General features: G+C 44.5%; 20 protein-coding genes. 3 read left to right on the forward strand and 17 right to left on the reverse strand.

Annotated elements, in window-relative coordinates:
* Window positions 1-7: 7 nt before the first annotated feature.
* The 9 genes from SDE_RS18050 to nrdR form a co-directional block, all read right to left on the reverse strand.
* Complete coding sequence (locus SDE_RS18050) at window positions 8-679, reverse strand: retropepsin-like aspartic protease family protein (protein WP_011469922.1); 672 nt, start codon at window positions 677-679, stop codon at window positions 8-10.
* Complete coding sequence (locus SDE_RS18055; protein ID WP_417750318.1) at window positions 676-1,200, reverse strand: phosphatidylglycerophosphatase A family protein; 525 nt, start codon at window positions 1,198-1,200, stop codon at window positions 676-678. The genes SDE_RS18050 and SDE_RS18055 overlap by 4 nt, the downstream gene beginning before the upstream one ends.
* Entirely contained in the window at window positions 1,190-2,194 is a 1,005-nt protein-coding gene (gene thiL / locus SDE_RS18060) for a thiamine-phosphate kinase (protein WP_011469924.1), read from the reverse strand. Before thiL ends, SDE_RS18055 begins: the two co-directional genes overlap by 11 nt.
* 11 nt (window positions 2,195-2,205) lie before the next feature.
* Window positions 2,206-2,658 carry a transcription antitermination factor NusB gene (gene nusB, locus SDE_RS18065; protein WP_011469925.1) on the reverse strand — a complete coding sequence of 151 codons (453 nt, stop codon included), beginning with the start codon at window positions 2,656-2,658 and terminating at the stop codon, window positions 2,206-2,208.
* Between the two features lie 43 nt (window positions 2,659-2,701).
* Window positions 2,702-3,169: a 6,7-dimethyl-8-ribityllumazine synthase gene (ribE, locus tag SDE_RS18070; RefSeq protein WP_011469926.1), complete on the reverse strand. Its 468-nt coding sequence runs from the start codon at window positions 3,167-3,169 to the stop codon at window positions 2,702-2,704.
* Window positions 3,170-3,203: 34 nt separating this feature from the next.
* Window positions 3,204-4,316, reverse strand: a complete 1,113-nt coding sequence (ribBA, locus tag SDE_RS18075; RefSeq protein ID WP_011469927.1) for a bifunctional 3,4-dihydroxy-2-butanone-4-phosphate synthase/GTP cyclohydrolase II — start codon at window positions 4,314-4,316, stop codon at window positions 3,204-3,206.
* A 24-nt stretch (window positions 4,317-4,340) separates the two neighbouring features.
* Window positions 4,341-5,003, reverse strand: coding sequence for a riboflavin synthase (locus SDE_RS18080; RefSeq protein WP_011469928.1), 663 nt, complete (start codon window positions 5,001-5,003; stop codon window positions 4,341-4,343).
* Between the two features lie 20 nt (window positions 5,004-5,023).
* Window positions 5,024-6,121, reverse strand: coding sequence for a bifunctional diaminohydroxyphosphoribosylaminopyrimidine deaminase/5-amino-6-(5-phosphoribosylamino)uracil reductase RibD (gene ribD, locus SDE_RS18085; RefSeq protein WP_011469929.1), 1,098 nt, complete (start codon window positions 6,119-6,121; stop codon window positions 5,024-5,026).
* A 70-nt stretch (window positions 6,122-6,191) separates the two neighbouring features.
* Window positions 6,192-6,662: a transcriptional regulator NrdR gene (gene nrdR / locus SDE_RS18090; protein WP_011469930.1), complete on the reverse strand. Its 471-nt coding sequence runs from the start codon at window positions 6,660-6,662 to the stop codon at window positions 6,192-6,194.
* A 225-nt stretch (window positions 6,663-6,887) separates the two neighbouring features.
* Between nrdR and SDE_RS18095 the strand changes: the two genes are divergently transcribed.
* On the forward strand, window positions 6,888-7,994 hold the full coding sequence (locus tag SDE_RS18095; RefSeq protein ID WP_011469931.1) for a ribonucleotide-diphosphate reductase subunit beta: 1,107 nt from the start codon (window positions 6,888-6,890) through the stop codon (window positions 7,992-7,994).
* 150 nt (window positions 7,995-8,144) lie between these two features.
* Here SDE_RS18095 and SDE_RS18100 read toward each other — a convergent pair whose 3' ends face one another.
* Window positions 8,145-8,639: a hypothetical protein gene (locus SDE_RS18100; RefSeq protein WP_011469932.1), complete on the reverse strand. Its 495-nt coding sequence runs from the start codon at window positions 8,637-8,639 to the stop codon at window positions 8,145-8,147.
* Window positions 8,640-8,843: 204 nt separating this feature from the next.
* Here SDE_RS18100 and SDE_RS18105 point away from each other — a divergent pair, with 204 nt between their 5' ends.
* On the forward strand, window positions 8,844-9,890 hold the full coding sequence (locus SDE_RS18105; RefSeq protein ID WP_041325625.1) for an IS110 family transposase: 1,047 nt from the start codon (window positions 8,844-8,846) through the stop codon (window positions 9,888-9,890).
* Between the two features lie 494 nt (window positions 9,891-10,384).
* Here SDE_RS18105 and SDE_RS18110 read toward each other — a convergent pair whose 3' ends face one another.
* Both SDE_RS18110 and SDE_RS18115 read right to left on the reverse strand, forming a co-directional pair.
* Window positions 10,385-10,777 (reverse strand): hypothetical protein, encoded by a 393-nt coding sequence (locus SDE_RS18110; protein ID WP_011469933.1) that lies wholly within the window; start codon window positions 10,775-10,777, stop codon window positions 10,385-10,387.
* A 138-nt stretch (window positions 10,778-10,915) separates the two neighbouring features.
* Window positions 10,916-12,016, reverse strand: a complete 1,101-nt coding sequence (locus tag SDE_RS18115) for a hypothetical protein (RefSeq protein WP_011469934.1) — start codon at window positions 12,014-12,016, stop codon at window positions 10,916-10,918.
* Between the two features lie 539 nt (window positions 12,017-12,555).
* On the opposite strand from SDE_RS18115, the gene SDE_RS18120 reads away from it, so the two are divergent.
* Window positions 12,556-13,533: a transposase gene (locus SDE_RS18120; protein ID WP_011469935.1), complete on the forward strand. Its 978-nt coding sequence runs from the start codon at window positions 12,556-12,558 to the stop codon at window positions 13,531-13,533.
* Between the two features lie 358 nt (window positions 13,534-13,891).
* Here the strand turns inward: SDE_RS18120 and SDE_RS18125 are convergent, their stop codons facing one another.
* From SDE_RS18125 to SDE_RS18145, 5 genes are all read right to left on the reverse strand, one after another.
* Entirely contained in the window at window positions 13,892-14,272 is a 381-nt protein-coding gene (locus tag SDE_RS18125) for a type II secretion system protein GspG (RefSeq protein WP_158303894.1), read from the reverse strand.
* Window positions 14,273-14,675: 403 nt separating this feature from the next.
* Complete coding sequence (locus SDE_RS21590; RefSeq protein WP_011469937.1) at window positions 14,676-16,895, reverse strand: DUF4132 domain-containing protein; 2,220 nt, start codon at window positions 16,893-16,895, stop codon at window positions 14,676-14,678.
* Window positions 16,896-16,920: 25 nt separating this feature from the next.
* Window positions 16,921-17,259, reverse strand: coding sequence for a hypothetical protein (locus tag SDE_RS18135; RefSeq protein ID WP_041324879.1), 339 nt, complete (start codon window positions 17,257-17,259; stop codon window positions 16,921-16,923).
* Window positions 17,260-17,338: 79 nt separating this feature from the next.
* Window positions 17,339-17,635, reverse strand: a complete 297-nt coding sequence (locus SDE_RS18140) for a hypothetical protein (protein ID WP_011469938.1) — start codon at window positions 17,633-17,635, stop codon at window positions 17,339-17,341.
* 20 nt (window positions 17,636-17,655) lie between these two features.
* The gene (locus SDE_RS18145; RefSeq protein ID WP_011469939.1) at window positions 17,656-18,141 is read right to left on the reverse strand and encodes a TrmH family RNA methyltransferase; all 486 of its coding nucleotides are present in this window, start codon (window positions 18,139-18,141) and stop codon (window positions 17,656-17,658) included.
* Window positions 18,142-18,678: the final 537 nt, after the last annotated feature.

Raw genomic sequence — 18,678 nt, forward strand, 5'->3', positions numbered from 1 at the left:
ACTTCCTCTAATATTTGGCCTGCAAAATAAGCACGCCAGACTCTACTTTCATATCCAATTCGGATAAAAATGTGTTACCCAATAATATATCGCGCGGAAATTCGCCTTCTGTAACCACTGCAATTACATTGTTTAACGTAATACCGCCAACTGTAACTTCTCGCAAAGTAACCCTATAACCCCGGGTGGTGCCACTTGCAGTTGCTACGCCCACATAGCGAGGGCTGGTTAAGTAATCTATACCTAACTGTTTTGCCACAATCGAATTTAACGCTATAGAACTCGCGCCAGTATCCACCAACAGCTTAACCGACTGATTGTTAATCATACCGGTTGTAAAATAATGGCCATTTCGACCTGCGGGTATACGTGCCTCCCCCAGCGCGGCCTCGGAAAACGTGGCGGCAATTTTTTTCGACAGGCTAAGCACTGTGCGCTTGCCGTCTATTTCAATTTCGGCTTGCTTACTATCGGCTGCTATTAACTTTATGCCCTCAGGCGAAGTTTGCCCTACCTTTAGCATTCGCTGCTGGCCGTTAACCTGCAATATGGCGGCATTTTTAAACAGGCCGCGCACTTCTACCTTTCTTGCATCCAATGCAACTGCGTTTACGCTTGCGAGCCAAATAACACTTACCAATAAACATGCAAAATTCCATTTGCTTTTTAGTAGCTTCACATTAACCACCCCATATACAGCGCACCGTGCAGGCAAGCTAAAGCGGCAAAGCCTGCGAGTACATCGTCGAACATAATACCCACGCCACCGTGAATATGTTTATCGGCCAAACTTATTGGCCAGGGTTTTACCATGTCGAAAATTCTAAACAGTACAAACCCCGCCAACAGAGTTTGCCAACTAAAGGGCACGGCTATCATGGTTATCCACATGCCTGCAAACTCATCCCACACTATACCTGGGTGGTCGTGCACTTTTAATTTTTTAGCTGCGTAACCACACAAATAGTTACCAATTAAAATACTTAGCACCACAAGCGCGATATACAGCCAAATATTTAACGGTGCCATTAAATAATAAATTGGCAGAGCCACCATTGTACCCATGGTGCCGGGCATAATAGGTGAGAGCCCAGAGCCAAACCCAAATGCAAGTAATAAGCGCGGGTCTTGCAGCAACTGTCTAAAATGCGGCACCGGCAATACAACCGAATGCTTTGTTAATTCTGCATCACTCAAAATGTGTGTATCCGTTTTTGTGTTGCACGGCTAAGGCTTGACCATTGTTATGCAACTGCACACCCTGCTCGGCCACTACCACACCTATTTGCGTTGCGGCCAACGGGGTTTGCTCTTTTAATTCCGCTACTGCGTGGGCGGGGGCGGTAAAACACAGTTGGTAATCATCACCGCCGTATAAAGCCCACTGCTGTAACAACTGTTGCGCGGTAAGCCGCTCACTATTTAGCGCTGTATTTTCTATACCCTTTGCCAAGCTTTTTGCGGTAGCAGAATACGGTAGCTGCGCTACATTAACCTTTGCCCCTACACCACTGGCCGTACAAATATGTTTTAAATCTGCCACTAAGCCATCGGATATATCAATGGCGCTGGTGGCAACAGCATGCAATTGTTGCGCGACGTAAAACGCTAATTCAGGGCGATAGAATAAGTCATCCAACTCACTACACAATGCATTAGGCAGCGCTAAAGACTGCAATTTACCCAGCACCTGCAATAAGCTGGCAGCGCCATTGCCTAAAGTGTGGGTAACAAAAATACCATCGCCTACCTTGGCGCCTGCGCGCGTTAACGCGGGGTAATTTTCTACTACGCCCATCACTTGCACACTTATAGTAAGTGCACCGCGGGTTGTGTCGCCGCCTATAAGCTCGCAATTAAATGCGTGCAAATCGGCGCGCAAGCCTTCACTAAACGCGCTTAACCAGTCGCTATTATGCTGCGGCAAGGTTAGGGCTAGGGTTACCCAGCGCGGCGTTGCGGCCATAGCGGCAAGGTCACTTAATGCCGTGCGCAATGCGCGCTGCGCAATATCGTTTGCGCTCGCCCCACACGGGAAGTGAACGCCTTCTACTAATGTATCTACCGATACCGCCATAGTTTGGTTTGGTTTTAATTGCAGCAGCGCGCAATCATCGCCATTGCCGAGCGTTGTGCCTTCAACAACTGGCGACACATTGCGAAAATACTGCTTAATTAAATCAAACTCGTTCACGTGGCGGTGTATTAGCTTCGGCCGGTACGCATGGCTTCTACTTCGTCTTTGCGAACGCGCAATGCTACTTTATCTAACACGCCGTTAATAAACTTGTGGCTATCGGCTGCGCCAAATTTTTTGGCAAGATTTACCGCTTCGTTTATGACTACTTTGTAGGGCACATCAACACGCTTTTCGAATTCGTAACAAGCTTGACGCAATACCGCCAAACTCACTGGGTCGATTTCATCTAAACGCAAACCGGTTAAAAACGGTTTAAAGGTTTCATCCAGAGTTGATTTAATAGCCGCTACGCCGTGAAGAATTTCGTGAAAATATTCCACATCCACTTTCGACATATCGTTGTCGGTGTGGAATTCGGCTTCAATCACATGAAGTGCATTGCCAGACATTTCCCACTGGTAGAGGGCTTGCATGGCAAAATGTCGGGCTCGACCGCGAGCTGCTGCGCTAACTTTCATTCAATGTTTAACCTTGTAATAACGGGTAAGAACGTTAACCGTTTTATATTTTGCTAATAAGAGAAACCATTTCTAATGCAGTAGAAGCCGCTTCTGCGCCTTTGTTACCTGCTTTAGTGCCCGAGCGCTCTATGGCTTGCTCGATGGAATCTACAGTAAGTACGCCAAACGTAATGGGCAAACCTGCGTTTAACGATACTTGCGCTAACCCTTTGGTGCATTCGCCGGCAACGTAATCGAAGTGAGGTGTACCACCGCGAATAACTGCACCCAATGCAATAATGGCATCGTAGCGTTTTGCATCTGCTAGCTTTTGCGCAGCCAATGGAAACTCGAATGCGCCAGGCGCGTAGATAACTTCGATGTTTTCGTCGCTAATACCGTGACGACGCAATGTATCTATAGCGCCATCTTTTAAATGCTCAACAACAAAACTGTTCCAACGACTTACTAGCAATGCGTATTTGCCGGTAGAGGCTTTAAAATCCCCTTCAATTACTTTAATGGTCATATTTTTCTCCTAATATTTGTTCAATCTTGTTGGCTTATGCGTCGTTTTTAAGGTATTCCACAACTTCTAAATTAAAACCAGAAATAGCTTTGAATTTGAAAGGTGCGCTTAGCAAACGCATTTTACTTACGCCTAAATCTTTAAGTATTTGCGAACCGGTACCCACTTGTTTGTAGGCTACGTCTTGGCGAGGGCGCGCTTTTTTACCGCTTAGCATCCAATCGATACTTTCTTCAATTTCTTCGGTGGTTTCGTTGTGGCAAATTAATACCAGCACGCCGTTGCCCTCTTCTGCCACGCGTTTCATGGCATCTTGGAAGCTCCACGAAAGGTTATCCATGTCGGTGCGCTGCACACCTAATACGTCGCGCGCGGTGTTGCCCACATGCACACGCACAAGCGTGGGTTCGTCGGGGCGAACCTCGCCTTTCAGTAAGGCAAAATGGCACTCTTTGCGCGCTTTATCTAAATAGGTTTTTAAAATAAATTCGCCGTGATTGGTGTGTACGGTGCGCTCGTTAATACAGGTAACGGTTTTTTCGTTAATGGCACGGTACTGAATTAAATCGGCGATGGTGCCAATTTTAATATTGTGCAGCTTTGCGAATTTTTCTAAATCTTCGCGGCGCGCCATGCTGCCATCTTCGTTCATAATCTCCACTATAACGGCAGCTGGCTCGTAGCCACCCAAACGCGCCAAGTCGCAGCCTGCCTCTGTGTGGCCAGCTCGGCTTAGTACACCGCCAGGTTGAGACATTAACGGGAAGATATGCCCCGGCTGAACTAAATCGCGTGGCAAAGCATCGCGTTTAACCGCAGCGCGAATGGTGCGCGCGCGGTCGGCGGCGGAAATTCCCGTTGTTACGCCCTCGGCCGCCTCGATAGATACGGTAAAGTTAGTGGAATGCGCGGCGTGATTGTCGCGTACCATAAGAGGCAAATCGAGTTGCTTGCAGCGCTCTTCCGACAGGGTCAAACAAATTAACCCGCGGGCGTGGGTCGCCATAAAGTTAATGTCTTCGGGGCGCACTTGCTCGGCAGCCATAATAAGATCGCCTTCGTTTTCGCGATCTTCGTCGTCCATCAAGATAACCATGCGGCCCTGACGGATTTCATCAATAATTTCTTCTGTGGTATTCAGTTCCATAAAGCCAGTAAACCTTTCGTTACCTTATTTTAAATAGCCGTTTTCCGCTAAAAACTGTACGGTCATCTCGCTTTGCGCATTGGGCTCGGCAGCCTTGTCGCCTAGCAGTAAGCGCTCTAAGTAGCGGGCTATTACGTCCACTTCTAAATTTACTTTGGTGCCCGCGGTATAACTATCAATTATGGTCCATTGCAGCGTATGGGGCACAATATTCAGCTCGAATAAATCACCATTTACGGCATTTACGGTAAGACTGGTGCCGTCGACGGTTATAGACCCCTTGTGAGCAATGTATTTCGCCAATTCTTTAGGGGCGCGAATAGTAAATCGCTCCGAGCGCGCATCTGGGTGACGCGACACCACTTCCCCTACGCCATCTACATGGCCACTTACTATATGCCCCCCCAAGCGGGTTTGCGGGGTAAGTGCTTTTTCTAGGTTAACCACAGTGCCGGGCTGCCAATTTACCAAGGTAGTTAAGCTTAAGGTTTCGCGCGATACATCCGCAGCAAAGCCGTTACCCGGCAACTGCACAGCGGTTAGACACACGCCATTGGTGGCTATCGAGTCACCCAAAGCTACATCGCTGTAGTCGAGATCGGGGGCGGTTACCCACAACCGCACATCGCCGTCGCGCGGCTCTAGTTTGGCTATGGTGCCTTTGGCTTCAACAATACCGGTAAACATAGTTGCGCTCTAACCTTCTGCTAACCTTCTGGGTCTGGAATGGCGGTAATACGCCAGTTATCGCCAATTGCACGAATATCGGTAATAGATAACGGCAATTGGGCGCTCATTTTGCTGATGGGTATATCAAACAACGGACGGGCGGTACTGCCCAATAGTTTGCCTGCCATGTAAATAACAAGCTCATCCACTAGCCCACTGGATACAAATGCACCGGCCAGAGTTGCGCCAGTTTCTACCAATACTTCATTGCACTCTTGCTGCGCTAACTTGCGCGCTAGGGCTTGCAGGCTAACACGGCCGTCTTTTTCGGGCAGCGTCCAAATTTCGGTGTCGCCATAGGGGCTTTGTGCTTGATTTACATTAGCACAGGTAGCGATGACGGTTTTACCAGGCTGGCTAAGAATGGCGGCATCTTTAGGTAGGCGCAACTTACTATCTACAATTACCCGCAATGGTTGGCGGGCATCGTCCGACAGGCGCACGGTTAGCGATGGGTCGTCCAACAAAACCGAGTCTACACCTGTAATAAGAGCGCAACTGCGCGCGCGCAAACGCTGTACATCGTCGCGCGCCCTGGGGCTGGTAATCCACTTGCTGGTGCCGTCGGCCATTGCGGTGCGGCCATCTAAGCTCATTGCCATTTTGATGCGAATTAACGGCAAGCCTTGACGCATGCGCTTTATAAAACCAGGGTTAAGCTCGTAGGCATCGTATTCTAGCACCGGCCCATCTACTTGAATGCCTGCGGCTTCGAGGTGATCTAAGCCCCTGCCCGCCACTTTGGGGTTGGGGTCTTCCATGCCATACACAACGCGGCTTACACCTGCCGCAACTAACGCTTCGCAGCAGGGGCCGGTTTTACCGGTGTGACTACACGGCTCTAGGGTGACATAAGCTGTTGTTCCGCGTGCGGCAGCGCCAGCATCGGCAATGGCGTTGACCTCTGCGTGACCTTCGCCGGCGCGCACGTGGTAGCCCTCGCCCACAATGTTATTCGCTGCATCCACCAACACACAGCCCACCCGTGGATTAGGGGTTGTGGTGTAAGTGCCTTCGCGAGCAAGTTGCATTGCGCGCGTCATAAAGCGTTGGTCAGCAACTGAATAATTAGACATGGGGTATTTCACAATAGGGCTTAACGGTGCGCCCGCACTGCAGGTGCACCGGCAAACAAAAAATTAGGGCTTACTTTATTGGGCTTGGCTTCGGTTTTTGCAGGCGGTCTATCTCCTGCTGGAACTCGCTTAAATCTTGGAAACTACGGTACACAGACGCAAAGCGCACATAGGCAACTTGGTCTAGGCTACGCAATTCTTCCATGACTTTCTCGCCAATCATTAATGACTTAACTTCACGCTCACCCAATGCTTGCAGGTAATGCTTAACGTTTTGCACAGACGATTCAATGGCCTCTACGCTTACCGGCCGCTTCTCTAACGCGCGCTGCAAACCTGCGCGCAACTTCTCTTCGTCGAATGGCTCGCGGGTGCCATCTTGCTTAATAACACGCGGCATAACCAGCTCTGCGGTTTCGAACGTGGTAAAGCGGTCGTGACAGGTTAAACACTCACGGCGACGGCGCACTTGGGCTCCGTCGGCCACTAATCGAGAGTCGATTACTTTGGTATCTGTTTCACTGCAAAAGGGACAATGCATAGCGCTTAAGCTCTTGCTTGGGCAAATTGCGCGCATGATACCACAAATAGCGCCAATTCCGCCCCTAAAGACACGGCAATGCATTGCGCTACACACCCCTTAATTTTGCGCTTATCTGATGTAAATCAAGCCTCTGCTTGATTGCCATTTCGCACCGCATCACACCTATATATAGTGGCAAAACAAGCTTAAACAACCACATATAGTTAGCGCGAGGACAAAGCCATGCTCGACTGGGACACCCTAAACAACGCCAAACCCGCCCCTACTGGCACCACAACCGAGCAACCCCGCTCTGCCCTAGCAGGCCAAGCTGCCACCCCGAACGCGCAGGCCCCAGTTTGCGCAAGTGACAAACGCGTGATTAACGGCCACACAGACATCAACCAATTAGCGCCCTTTAAGTACCCTTGGGCGTGGGACTTTTTTATAAACGCCAATAAAAACCATTGGACCCCACTGGATATAAACATGTCGCAGGATGTGTACGACTACAAACACAACCTCACCGAAGCTGAGCGCCACATGTACGAAAATGTGCTGTCATACCTCACCACCTCCGACATTTTAGCCATGCGCAACATTGGCCTTGCGGTGATGGAAAAAATGACCGCACCAGAACTACAAATATACCAAGCCCGCCAAGTGTATGAAGAAGCCCTGCACACATGGACCTACCAACACTGCATAGAAACCCTCGGCCTTGATCAAGGTGAAATATATAACCGCTACCGCGTGGTGCCAGAAATAAACGCCAAAATACAAATGGCCAACCGCAGACTAGAAAGTATTTTGCGCAGCGATATAGACCTAACCGACCCAGACCAACTTAACAATTTTATATTGGCCTATATCTTTTTTGCCGCAGTGTTTGAAGGCTGTTGGTTTTACAATGGTTTTAGCCCAATATTTGCTCTGCAGCGCCGCGGTTTAATGAAAGGCACAGCAGAACAACTGCAATACATAATGCGCGACGAAACCATGCACTGCGCCTTTGGCATTCAAACCGTATCGCAGATTATTATAGAAAACTGCACCAACATAGATGTAGACGCAATTAAAACCATGTGGGAAGAAGCCGACGAAGCCGAGGCAAATTACGCGCGCTATATATTACGCGAGCCAATTTTAGGCTACAGCGCCAACGACCATATAGAACAGTTTAGATTTATCGCCAACCGCCGCGCGCGCCAGCTGGGCTTAGAAGAACCCTTCCCGCAGGCTAAATGCGCACTGCCTTGGCTAGATGAGCAAGCCAATATTCGCAAAGAAAAAAACTTTTTTGAAACCCGAGTAATTGAATACCAAGCGGGCGGACTAGAATGGGATTAAACACGCGCTAACACTTGATGAAAGCTGGCTGCTATTAGCCGCGCATAACTCGGGGCCTCGGCGGTGCGCTACACCTTACAAAGCAGAGGACTTACACCTATTAATCTATTCGCCAGCTTCGCTTGGTGCACTGCCTGTCTTTAACTGTGTTCAAATTCGTTTTGGTAATAAATTGACTATTATTCGGCCTTTTACTTTCTCACCTTTTTTGAATGATGATTTTATAATGAGACTAGACAATTCGACGCTGTAAGTGTGATAACCGGCTTTCTGAACTAAAAGATAAACATCACCACCATAAAATCCAGTGCTTTCTTCGCACGATTCTAGACCACCGCTAACTGGATCAAAACCATGCAATTGCAGAATTGGTGATAATTTTGTACCTCCGCTCGCATCGGTAATTCCTTCTACAGCGTGCTCTGGGACAACACTGTTCCATTCTTCCTTGGTAGCATCACCTTTTCGGCCGATTTTAATAAAACGTACATTAGCTCCAGAAACGTAATTGCTCCACGGCTCATAAACGGTAACTTCTATCTCAACAGGACCCTCTCCATCCCATTGCATGCCGTCGCACATTTCGTTCGATAAAAGCTGAGATGATATTAATAGTGTAAGTAAAAAAATAGTTATCTTTCGCATTGTAGAATTTAACGCCCAGCTAAGCCGCCGGAGCGGAGTTGATTGTTTTGTGCCAGCGTAGCTGAAAAGCACAAAACGAGCAACGCAGTGGAGGTCGGTTTGAGCTGTTTGATACTTATGATGACCTCCTCCTCCGGAGACCAATGGAAACCTTCTAAACTTAAATCACCACAACAAAAGTTAATTAAAGAAGGAGATCATCATATGAGATTTTATACCATTTCCCACAAACATTACTGCGGAATAGATTTGCATACCAAAATGATGTACGTCTGCATACTTGATTCTGATGCTAACATACTGATTCATAAGAATATACCTACTAATGGTAAGGCGTTTTTAAAGCTCATAGCCCCCTATCGTGAAGACATTGTCGTAGGCGTTGAGTGCATGTTTTCTTGGTATTGGCTGGCTGATTTGTGCGCCAAAGAAGGCATCGAATTTATCTTAGGCCATGCACTTTACATGAGGTGTATTCACGGCGGAAAGGCCAAAAACGATAAAGTTGACTCGGAAAAAATCGCACGCATTATGAGAGGCGGCGATTTCCCTCTCGCCTATGCCTATCCTGCCGAGCTTCGGCCTGTTCGCGACCTCATGCGTAGACGAAGCCATTTGGTTCGCATTAAGAGTGAGATTCAAAGCCATATTAGTATCACCAACTACCAATATAATCTTGAGCCGTTCGACAAAAACATCGTTCACAAAGGTAATCGCGAAGGTATAGCAGATCACTTCGATAACGCTTCTGTACGACTTAATGTTGAAACCGATATTGCCGTTATGGACAGCCTTCACGATCAGATACGGAACCTCGAAAACTACATTATCAGGCATGCGAAAGACTACGATGGCCGAATGTTGTACCGATTAAAAACAGTTCCTGGGATTGGCGATATTTTGGATTTAACAATCATGTATGAAATTCTATCGATCGATCGCTTTCCAACGGTTCAAAATTTTTGTTCATACTCCCGTTTAGTTAAATGTGCGAATGAGTCGGCTGGCAAAAAAATGGGGACATCAGGCTCAAAAATAGGTAACGCTCATCTAAAATGGGCCTTTTCTGAAGCGGCTATTTTATTCATACGTGGAAATGATAAAGCTCAGAAATATGTTACTAAATTAAGCAAGAAGTTTGGCAAAGGTAAAGCGCTGTCCATACTATCTCACAAATTAGGACGCGCTATTTATTTTATGATGAAAAGGAACGATGTCTTTGATATGAATTACTTTTTTCGAAATAGTTAAATGTTTAGGGTAGCGTGTTTGAGCTAGCAGGTATAACTAGGGTGCCGAGCATAAAGATCCTAAGCTAAGTTATCCGTTTAAGCTCGAGCTTACTCTTAGCCTGATGAAAAAATGCCAACTCTCTCGCTTTGATTAGACAGAACACGCTACCCGCCCTACGCTTTTTTGACGTGTGACTGCCCCTTGACTGAGTGATCTATAACTGGATACAAAACACCGTAAGCCCGATTCTTTGAAGCGCCAGATCCAAGGGTAACCGATAAATTTCTAGTAGCGCCTTAGTAAAGCTAAGGCATCCAGATTACTTCAGCGAATGAAAGCGTCGAACGTTAATTTGGACTGACTCTCAATAGGTGTTTGGTACAGTTACCACTAAGCCTTCCATGAAATTATCGTCAGTAGAAACATTCAAAATTGCTTTTTTATTAACTCTAGGCATTAAACCAAGGGTTTTGGTGAGTTATTGTTCTTTGACAGGTCCGGTCATATAGGTGTTAGCAATTGATTGCAGTAAAGTCTTCATAACAATGATGAACAAACTCCAAGTTTTTCCCACTACTGAATTTGAATTTGGCAGTGACTTTCTCGTCGCCACCAAAATATTCGATTCCATCTAACAGAAACCCAATTACTCCATTTAATTCACTAAGGTTCAGCAATACCAAACAACTTCCTATATTGTCGTTTACAGGTTCAGACGGAGATTCCCGCCGCCAAAATATAGTACTGCCATCAAAGCAGAGCTTTGACCAGTTAGAATCAAACTTGAAATAGATAGTATTGGCAGGATCGGTTATGGAATCACCTTCCTGATGTTGAATCAGGCAAAGTCCAGAACACTTTTTCCCAATAACTTCAGGCTCATCGCCATTTAAGTGATACTCCACAACTGGTTCCTAGTGTACTGCTAACGCCTATGTAAGAGGCATTTTTGTAGTTGATTGTTTTGTGTTATCAAACACAAAACGAGCGGCGTAAAAAATGTCCTTCTTGACATATTTGTTATATTTTCTGATACACAGAACTTATTCAAAACTGCAACTATCATATGTTAGATAATTTGGTATTGAATTCATATTTGAGAATGAAAATGATTTTTTTAAAACTTCACTGTTTACTACATCAGAGTCAGAAAACTGAATAGATGTTAACCCAGCTAGGGATTTAATACTTTCATCATTTATGTAAGATTCGTGAATGTTTTTACTGATATATACATCTTCAGATAAGCTGAATATTATAAAATTGATGGCAGCTAACCTCTCAGTCTTAGATAACTTTCGAAACTGCTTGTAAAATGACCGATATCTTTTATCATTTTTGTCAATAAAGAGCATTATTATACTTTGTGACTCTAAAGGAAAAACTGAAACGTGTAATGACTGTAGCTTGTATTTTTTTGATTTATTGTAGACATTATTAATGATGTTATCATCAAGATCAAAATGTAAAGACAACTCACCTTGAAATGCCATTGGGACAGTGTAATCTAGCTTTTCGTAGTAGAATAGGTAGTATTCATCTTTATAGCCTTTATCTATGATTCGTTTAGCTCGCTTAAAACTCCTGATATATTCATTTAAATCAAGTCTATTTATTTCATTTGTTTCAATAATATATTTTTCCATAAAACTACCGGTAGAAGCTCCATTGAATCCAGGTATTCCATCTTTCATTTTATCGTACAAAGAAACCTCAAATAGCCGCTTATCTATATTCCTCAAGTGGTTTTTCATTGCTATTTGAGCGATCATTTTATCTGTTGGGTCATTGATGTAATTATCCTTGTTTTCGTATTCTCTAAATATGGCACTGTCACAATTTCTACAAATAATACGAAATGTTCCAGAATTATTTACTCCTTTCTCAGAATCAATAAATGGCAACTCTATCAATTCGTTGTTCGTATACAATTCACCGTCTACTGAAATATTTCTAAGGAAAGAAGCAGGCACTGAATGAGAATTGCAAAACTGAGTAGTGTCTTTTGCGCAATAGAAACATTTCGACGGTTTAGATTCCATCCTGCTTATTGAAGATATTTTGCTTTTAAGCTTCCTGAATTCTATTAAATCAGAATTCGATGAACTATCAGAATGGTCGCCTAAATTAAGTAGTTTGCTCATAATTACCTTTGGGCTATCGGAATCGAATTTTTCTCAGCGCCAAGAAACCGCGGAAATATAACGCAGAGCTAAACGGCGCACAAAGTGGAGCTGCTTTTGTGCGAAAATTTGCGAAGCAAATGCACAAAAGAAGCGGAGCTTTGGGCGTCCAGTGGAGGCCACAGGCCGGAACGGTGTTTTAGCGTTTTGTTATGAGAGACCACGAACCATACCTACAACACCTTAAATATTTTATTACCAACTAAATTGATTAGTAACCCATACATGCTTTTGATTTTACTTATAGCCGCGTTGCCTTTACACCAAAGCAGTAGCACCAACCTTCTGCGCTTTAAGTAGGATTTGCAAAAAAGCGAAGAAAATACTCGCTAAAATTGCGTTTAGCCTAGTACTTTTTCAGATGGAATGGAAGTGAAAAACCGAGGAAAAAGCCATCCCATAGCGCATACAAATTCACAAACCCCAGACACCCACTTTAACCATTGACACCCCATTAATGCAACGCTATAAATAACTGTATATTCAGACAGGAGGTCGACATGCCCAAACCAAGGAAAATGCAGGTTTCTTTAGATGCCACACCATACTATCACTGCACTTCACGCTGTGTACGCAGGGCCTTTTTATGTGGCTTTGATATGGTAACCAACAAAGATTACGAACACCGTCGACAATGGGTTGAAGATCGCATTCATTTATTAGCCGAGGTATTTTGTGTTGATGTATGCGCCTATGCGGTGATGTCTAATCATTTACATCTCGTGCTGCATATCAATCAGCAAAAAGCTTGTGCACTATCGGACTTGGAAGTGTGCCAACGCTGGCATCGGCTATACAAGGGGACTTTACTTACTCAACAGTTCGAGCAAGGCAAAGCACTCACTCGAGCCGAAGTTGAGGCTGTAAAAGCTAGAATAGAAGTATGGCGCGCGCAGCTGCACGATATTAGCTGGTTTATGCGGGCACTTAACGAGCCGATTGCGCGCATGGCCAACGCAGAAGATAACTGCACGGGGAGCTTTTGGGAATCGCGCTTTACTTCGCAGGCGCTATTGGATGAAAAAGCACTGGCAGCGTGTATGGCGTATGTAGATTTAAATCCGGTACGAGCCAAGATGGCCGCTACGCCCGAGGATTCGGAGCATACCTCGATCAAGCTGCGCGTAACGCAGGCGAAGAACAAAAAACAACAACCTACCTGTTTATATCCATTTGTAGGCAACCCACGCCAACCTATGCCCGAAGGCTTACCATTTAAACTGGCCGATTATTTAGAGCTAGTAGATTGGACTGGCCGAGCAATTCGCGCCGATAAACGCGGCGCCATTAATACAAGCTTACCCCCTATTTTAAGTCGCCTTGCAATACCTACTGCAGAATGGCTAACACTCACTACACAATTTGAACAGCGTGTTTCGACGTTTGCCGGTTCCGAGCGTGCCATTCGGTTAGCCGCCGAGGTATTGGGGTATAAAAAACCTCCTGGTGTGGGGCAGGCTAAGCGATTTTTTGCCTAGCTCTTTTATTTAATTCTTTAAGACTTTCACCTTTAGTGGTTTCGCTCGTCTTGAGTTTGGGGTTTTGGCGGATGGGTCGTTTTAGCCCTTTGGCCATACCTTAAAATTCCAGATACTAGCAATTAACTAAACTGATCGAACCGGTGCGCTTGCGTTTCTTCAACGAGTGGGTGTCATGTTTTTTGTGTTTTTTGATGTTTTTTGCGATGTTTTTTGCGATGTTTTTTGCGGGAGCCTTCAACTAGCCTATATATGTTTACTAGTGCCTGTCTCGATTAGTATTTCGATTAGTATTTCCTGTCTCGATTAGTATTTCTAGTGCCTGTCTCGATTAGTATCGATTAGTATTTTGTCTCGATTAGTATTCTTTATCAACAATTCGACCGTAAACAAATTCAAACTGAGGATCTCCATAACTCCATACAAAGGGTAATTCGACTCCGTTTACAGATATATATCCATAATTATATTTTCTTCCCCAAGGGTCTAGTATCTCACGATCAATATACGGTTCTCCGCCTGATTTACCATTTCTGTATAACACAGACAAACCGACAGCCCCCTCAGGGTACGCTCCAAATTCATTGCGATAAAAAACAAGAGCTGTTTCGATATTTAGCAAGTCGAAGCGCATCTGTCCCTCAGAGCTTAAATTAAGCTTCGCATAAATTTTCGCTACGAGTATCCCAAGTGCCAGACCAACAAAAAAGATAAAAATCATTAAACTATTCTTAATCATAATACACTCTGCATATTGGACGATATAAGTGGCCTTACCATATTGAGGTTTTGATACCATGAATTTGGTGTCGTAAAATAAGGGACACCAAATTCATTACCTATATCCGCATCATTAATCATCTTAACTGCGGCTTGTACACAATTATTGAAATACAAGTTATACGTATTATTTCCAGAATTTACACTATTACTAAAAGATAGAACACTTGAATATATTTTCGCATCCTGCTGGGGTGTCGTAGAATAAATACGAGTGCCATCCTCCGGTGCTACATGCCGCATCAACGTAAAACTTGTCCCAGAAGCATTACCTGTAAACAGATTTACATTATATCCGCCAAAATCAGCTTATCGATAGCCGGACAGTCACCCTTATGCGGTTAGATCCCCCGTATAATTACTCAGATTTGAAACTGAGATAGAATCGTATCATCTTTTATTTTGCTATCATTGGCCAAAAGAAACGCCTTACTTAGAATTATCGATAGCATATAATCCTCCTGAAACGGAAGAAATAATTTATTAACTTTTCGCATACTCGCTGAAAAATGAGTAGGGACAATACACAAATATTGATCGTTAGGGCTCATCAATATATTGCCGCTTCCCAAATGTATTTTATATTGTCTCTGGTCTCCATTAACGATTAGAAAGCGTTCTATCAGTTCACACTTTTTCGATATATTGAGCTTAGGAAGAATATGACGTAGGGCGGTTTTTCTTGTGTCGGCAGTGGAAGTAAGCTCGCCAAATGCGGTACTGTCCCAAGTACCCAGATAACCCTCTATACCGCTTTCTTTCCACTCTGGGTCCGTTGCTACGCTGCACACCCCAACGAATAGATCCACGTCTCTCATCAATTCGCTAAACACAATTTCGGGAACATCTTCAATGCAAATTCGATTGCCATCGACACTAAAAAATACTTGATCTGTAGCTAGATATTCGTAGTAGCCAGACGCCGTCTGATGCTCTTTGGCTACCTCCTGCACAGAGAAGGTGGCTCTCACTAGCGGTGTAGATTTTTCTGCATTATTGTGCATGCGGTATTCGCCACCGTCACCAATCATGTTAAAGCTCCACCCGCGCTGCTTAGCTAAGGCAGCAAATTTTGGCTGAAATATAATATGTGCAGCGAAGCGATTAGAGTATTCTTTCGTTTGCCTTTCGGCGTCGGTGATAACATACACCTCCCTAAACGCCTGCTTGAATGGCTGAAGCACCTCCGAATCAAAAATGAAAGTCTGCCACGCCTCACTTTCAGATAGTGTCGCCCGGACAGGATGCCAAAGCTTCATTCGAGCCACTTCATTCTTTACGGCGACGTTAACACCATCGCATCCTACCAAACCCTCCCCCCTCCACATGCAGGAGAATTGCTGATTTTCTTGGGAGCACACCCATATCAAATCTCTAGCAATGGCACCCAACAAAGGATTGTCAATAAAACGCTCCTTCCATTGTTGGAAGCTCCACTCTCGATCTTTAAGAAAATAGGATTCAATCCGCGTACGCCACCCTGACAAGCTGCCCTCAATGGCCTTCTGTAGTTTTTTAAATGATTTTATTTCATCCACATAACTACGTTTTATTTCCGCAGGTACTGCTTTATGTGTTTTTAAGCCACTATTCCAAACCAACGTTACTTGCTTACCATCTTCTATTTTTATAATGCCTTCAATATCGTCGAACCACTCCCTCACTTCGAAGTCGGAATTTAACTCCATAGTCGGAACAGAAATTTCATGAATATCATCGTCATCAAAACCCGACGCGGATAGATTATCACGAATCTCTTTTGTTTTTCGCTTAATAAAAGAGCTCGTTTGCGAATACTCGCATGCATCGTATATTCGATTTATATACCCTAACGCTGAGTCTAAATTCATTTCGGACAGTATTAGAACAGTAGCGTTAGTGATTTTTTTTGAGCGCGCCCCATAGCCAGATATTTTTTTAATACAGGATACACCCACGCTGCTAATAACGGAGGCCATTCGCTCCGACTCAATTAACCCGCCCAACCAAACTAAGCCTTTTATAGTATCTATATTTCTCGAGTGGAATATATAACCTGTACGCTTTGCAACATATTCGAATCCCTCATCCCAAGCGTAATACGAGCACGAAGTTCGCTTGGGGTTCGTCACCAGATTAAGCACAAGCTCTAATTCACGAACCAACATATCATCGTTTTCCACTAAAACCTTAGCTGTCTTCTTCCATGCAGGCGAAGGTTTACTGGCCGACACATTGGCCATTTCTAACACATTGTTCCAAATAGCTTTTCGCTCGTCGCTCAGCCCGTTAAACCACTGATATAAATCTGCCGCCCACTGGTCGTATGCCACGTTAGGGCATACTTCTTTTTTCGCAGTTCGCACACGTACATTGATAAGAAATAATAAAAACTCATACTCTTTAAACACCGCTTTTAACTTATTATGTAGAGCATCAACTTTTTCAAGTTCACCCTCTTTAATATCCACACTATCCATAAACCGGCCTAGCGCCATAAAAAAATCGCCGCCACACCCTGAAGATTCACTCTCACAACCCGCAAAGAAATCATCAGCATGGGCAATTAGCGCCTCCATGGAAATCAGTACACTATTTTTCACTATAACTATCCTTTTTTGTATTTTTCTAACCGCCAACAAGAGGCACCAATTTTAAAAGCGTAATAACAGTACCATTTGAGAAAACGATTTTCTCATCAAGACTTTCTATTTGAACATCATCAACCAGTATTACAAACCCGTTCGCCTCAAATGACTGCTTAAGAGCACGATAGGACTCCGTCAAAGTACTTTCCTGCAAACCTCCTTTTGCATTCCTCCTCCCATTTTGCTGAAGCAGAGTCTGGTTTATTTTTTCTTTTAGTACGTCCCCGACAGAAACCGGCCCATCGGGCACGGTCAAAAACAACGACATTACCTCTTTTGAGTACAGCGCTTCTTCTTTGATATTTACACTAACACCCATTCTATTTCTCGCATGATATTGTTACAACAATTAGAACCAAGGCACCAATAGCCATGAATACCAGTACATAAATTTAGCTTTACTGCAAATCGCTTTTAATAACCCCTCTTGCCAAACACAAATAATAGCCAACCTCTAGCAACAAGCCTAACAACACAACACTGGCAACCAAAATAGGCATACCCAAGCCCGCAGACTGGACGGCCAAACAGATTGCAATGGAAACCAATACAGCTACACCAGCAGTGGTGAATGCTGACTTTTTGTTAACGGTTATATTCTTATGGCAACCACCGCATGGAATAGACGCGGGATTAACCGCCCGCAACACATCCCAAAAAGAAAGTTGTTTAGCGCAGTGGGGGCAATTTTTCATGGGTAGAATTCTCACATAATTTAATGGGTTGGGCGTTTAAACTTAAAGCCCTGAATGGCGTTGCACTCTTCTCTATCTTTAGTATACACATTAAAGATAATGCCACAGGCGGTATTAACATTAATAGACGCGCCCGTACCGTATTGAGGAATATACACGCAATAATGGCAACGCTTTAGTATATTTTCGTGAATGCCATCACCTTCGTTACCCATAATAAAAAGCGTGTCTCGTTCGAAGCGCATTTTATTTATCGATTTAGCCTGCTCGGTAATTTCCACCCCCACAAAATCGTAACCGGCTTGGCCATAGTATTCAAAGGCTTCGTCTATTTGAAAAAAGTGTCGGAATTTAGTGGTAGAGGCGGTTTTTTGATTGCCATAGGTAGAGAACTTTTTGCGGCCAATAACGCAAATTTCTTCGGCCCCAAAGGCATTAGCGGTACGGATAAGCTGACCAATATTGGTATTGCTTTGTACATTAAAGATTAGGAGAACAAATTTCATGGGTTGCACCGTAGCAATTGGTGGCTTAAGACATCTACATTCATTATTGTTTGCTTTTTAAAGCTTTGCCTCGTCGACAGCTTGGGGGACGATCATACCTACAAATAAAATTAGTCACCAATCCAACGCACCATTAATCAGCCATTCGAACCGGCTGAGCATTCAAAATGGCCACGCCAAGGATGGCGTGACCAAGCTACACGGATGTATTTACGCGTTTTTGAATGCTTAGCCGGTTTGAGTGGCGAGCTACAGCGAAAAAACAACACACAATAAAACTCTCCATACACGTACCCCAACCAGCCAATCGAATCGGCTGAGCATTCAAAATGGCCACGCCAAGGATGGCGTGACCAAGCTACACGGATGTATTTACGCGTTTATGAATGCTTAGCCGGTTTGAGTGGCGAGCTACAGCGGAAAAACAACACACAATAAAACTCTCCATACACGTACCCCAACCAGCCAATAGAATCGGCTGAGCATTCAAAATGGCCACGCCAAGGATGGCGTGACCAAGCTACACGGAAGTATTTA

The organism is Saccharophagus degradans 2-40 (assembly GCF_000013665.1).
Lineage (GTDB): Bacteria > Pseudomonadota > Gammaproteobacteria > Pseudomonadales > Cellvibrionaceae > Saccharophagus > Saccharophagus degradans.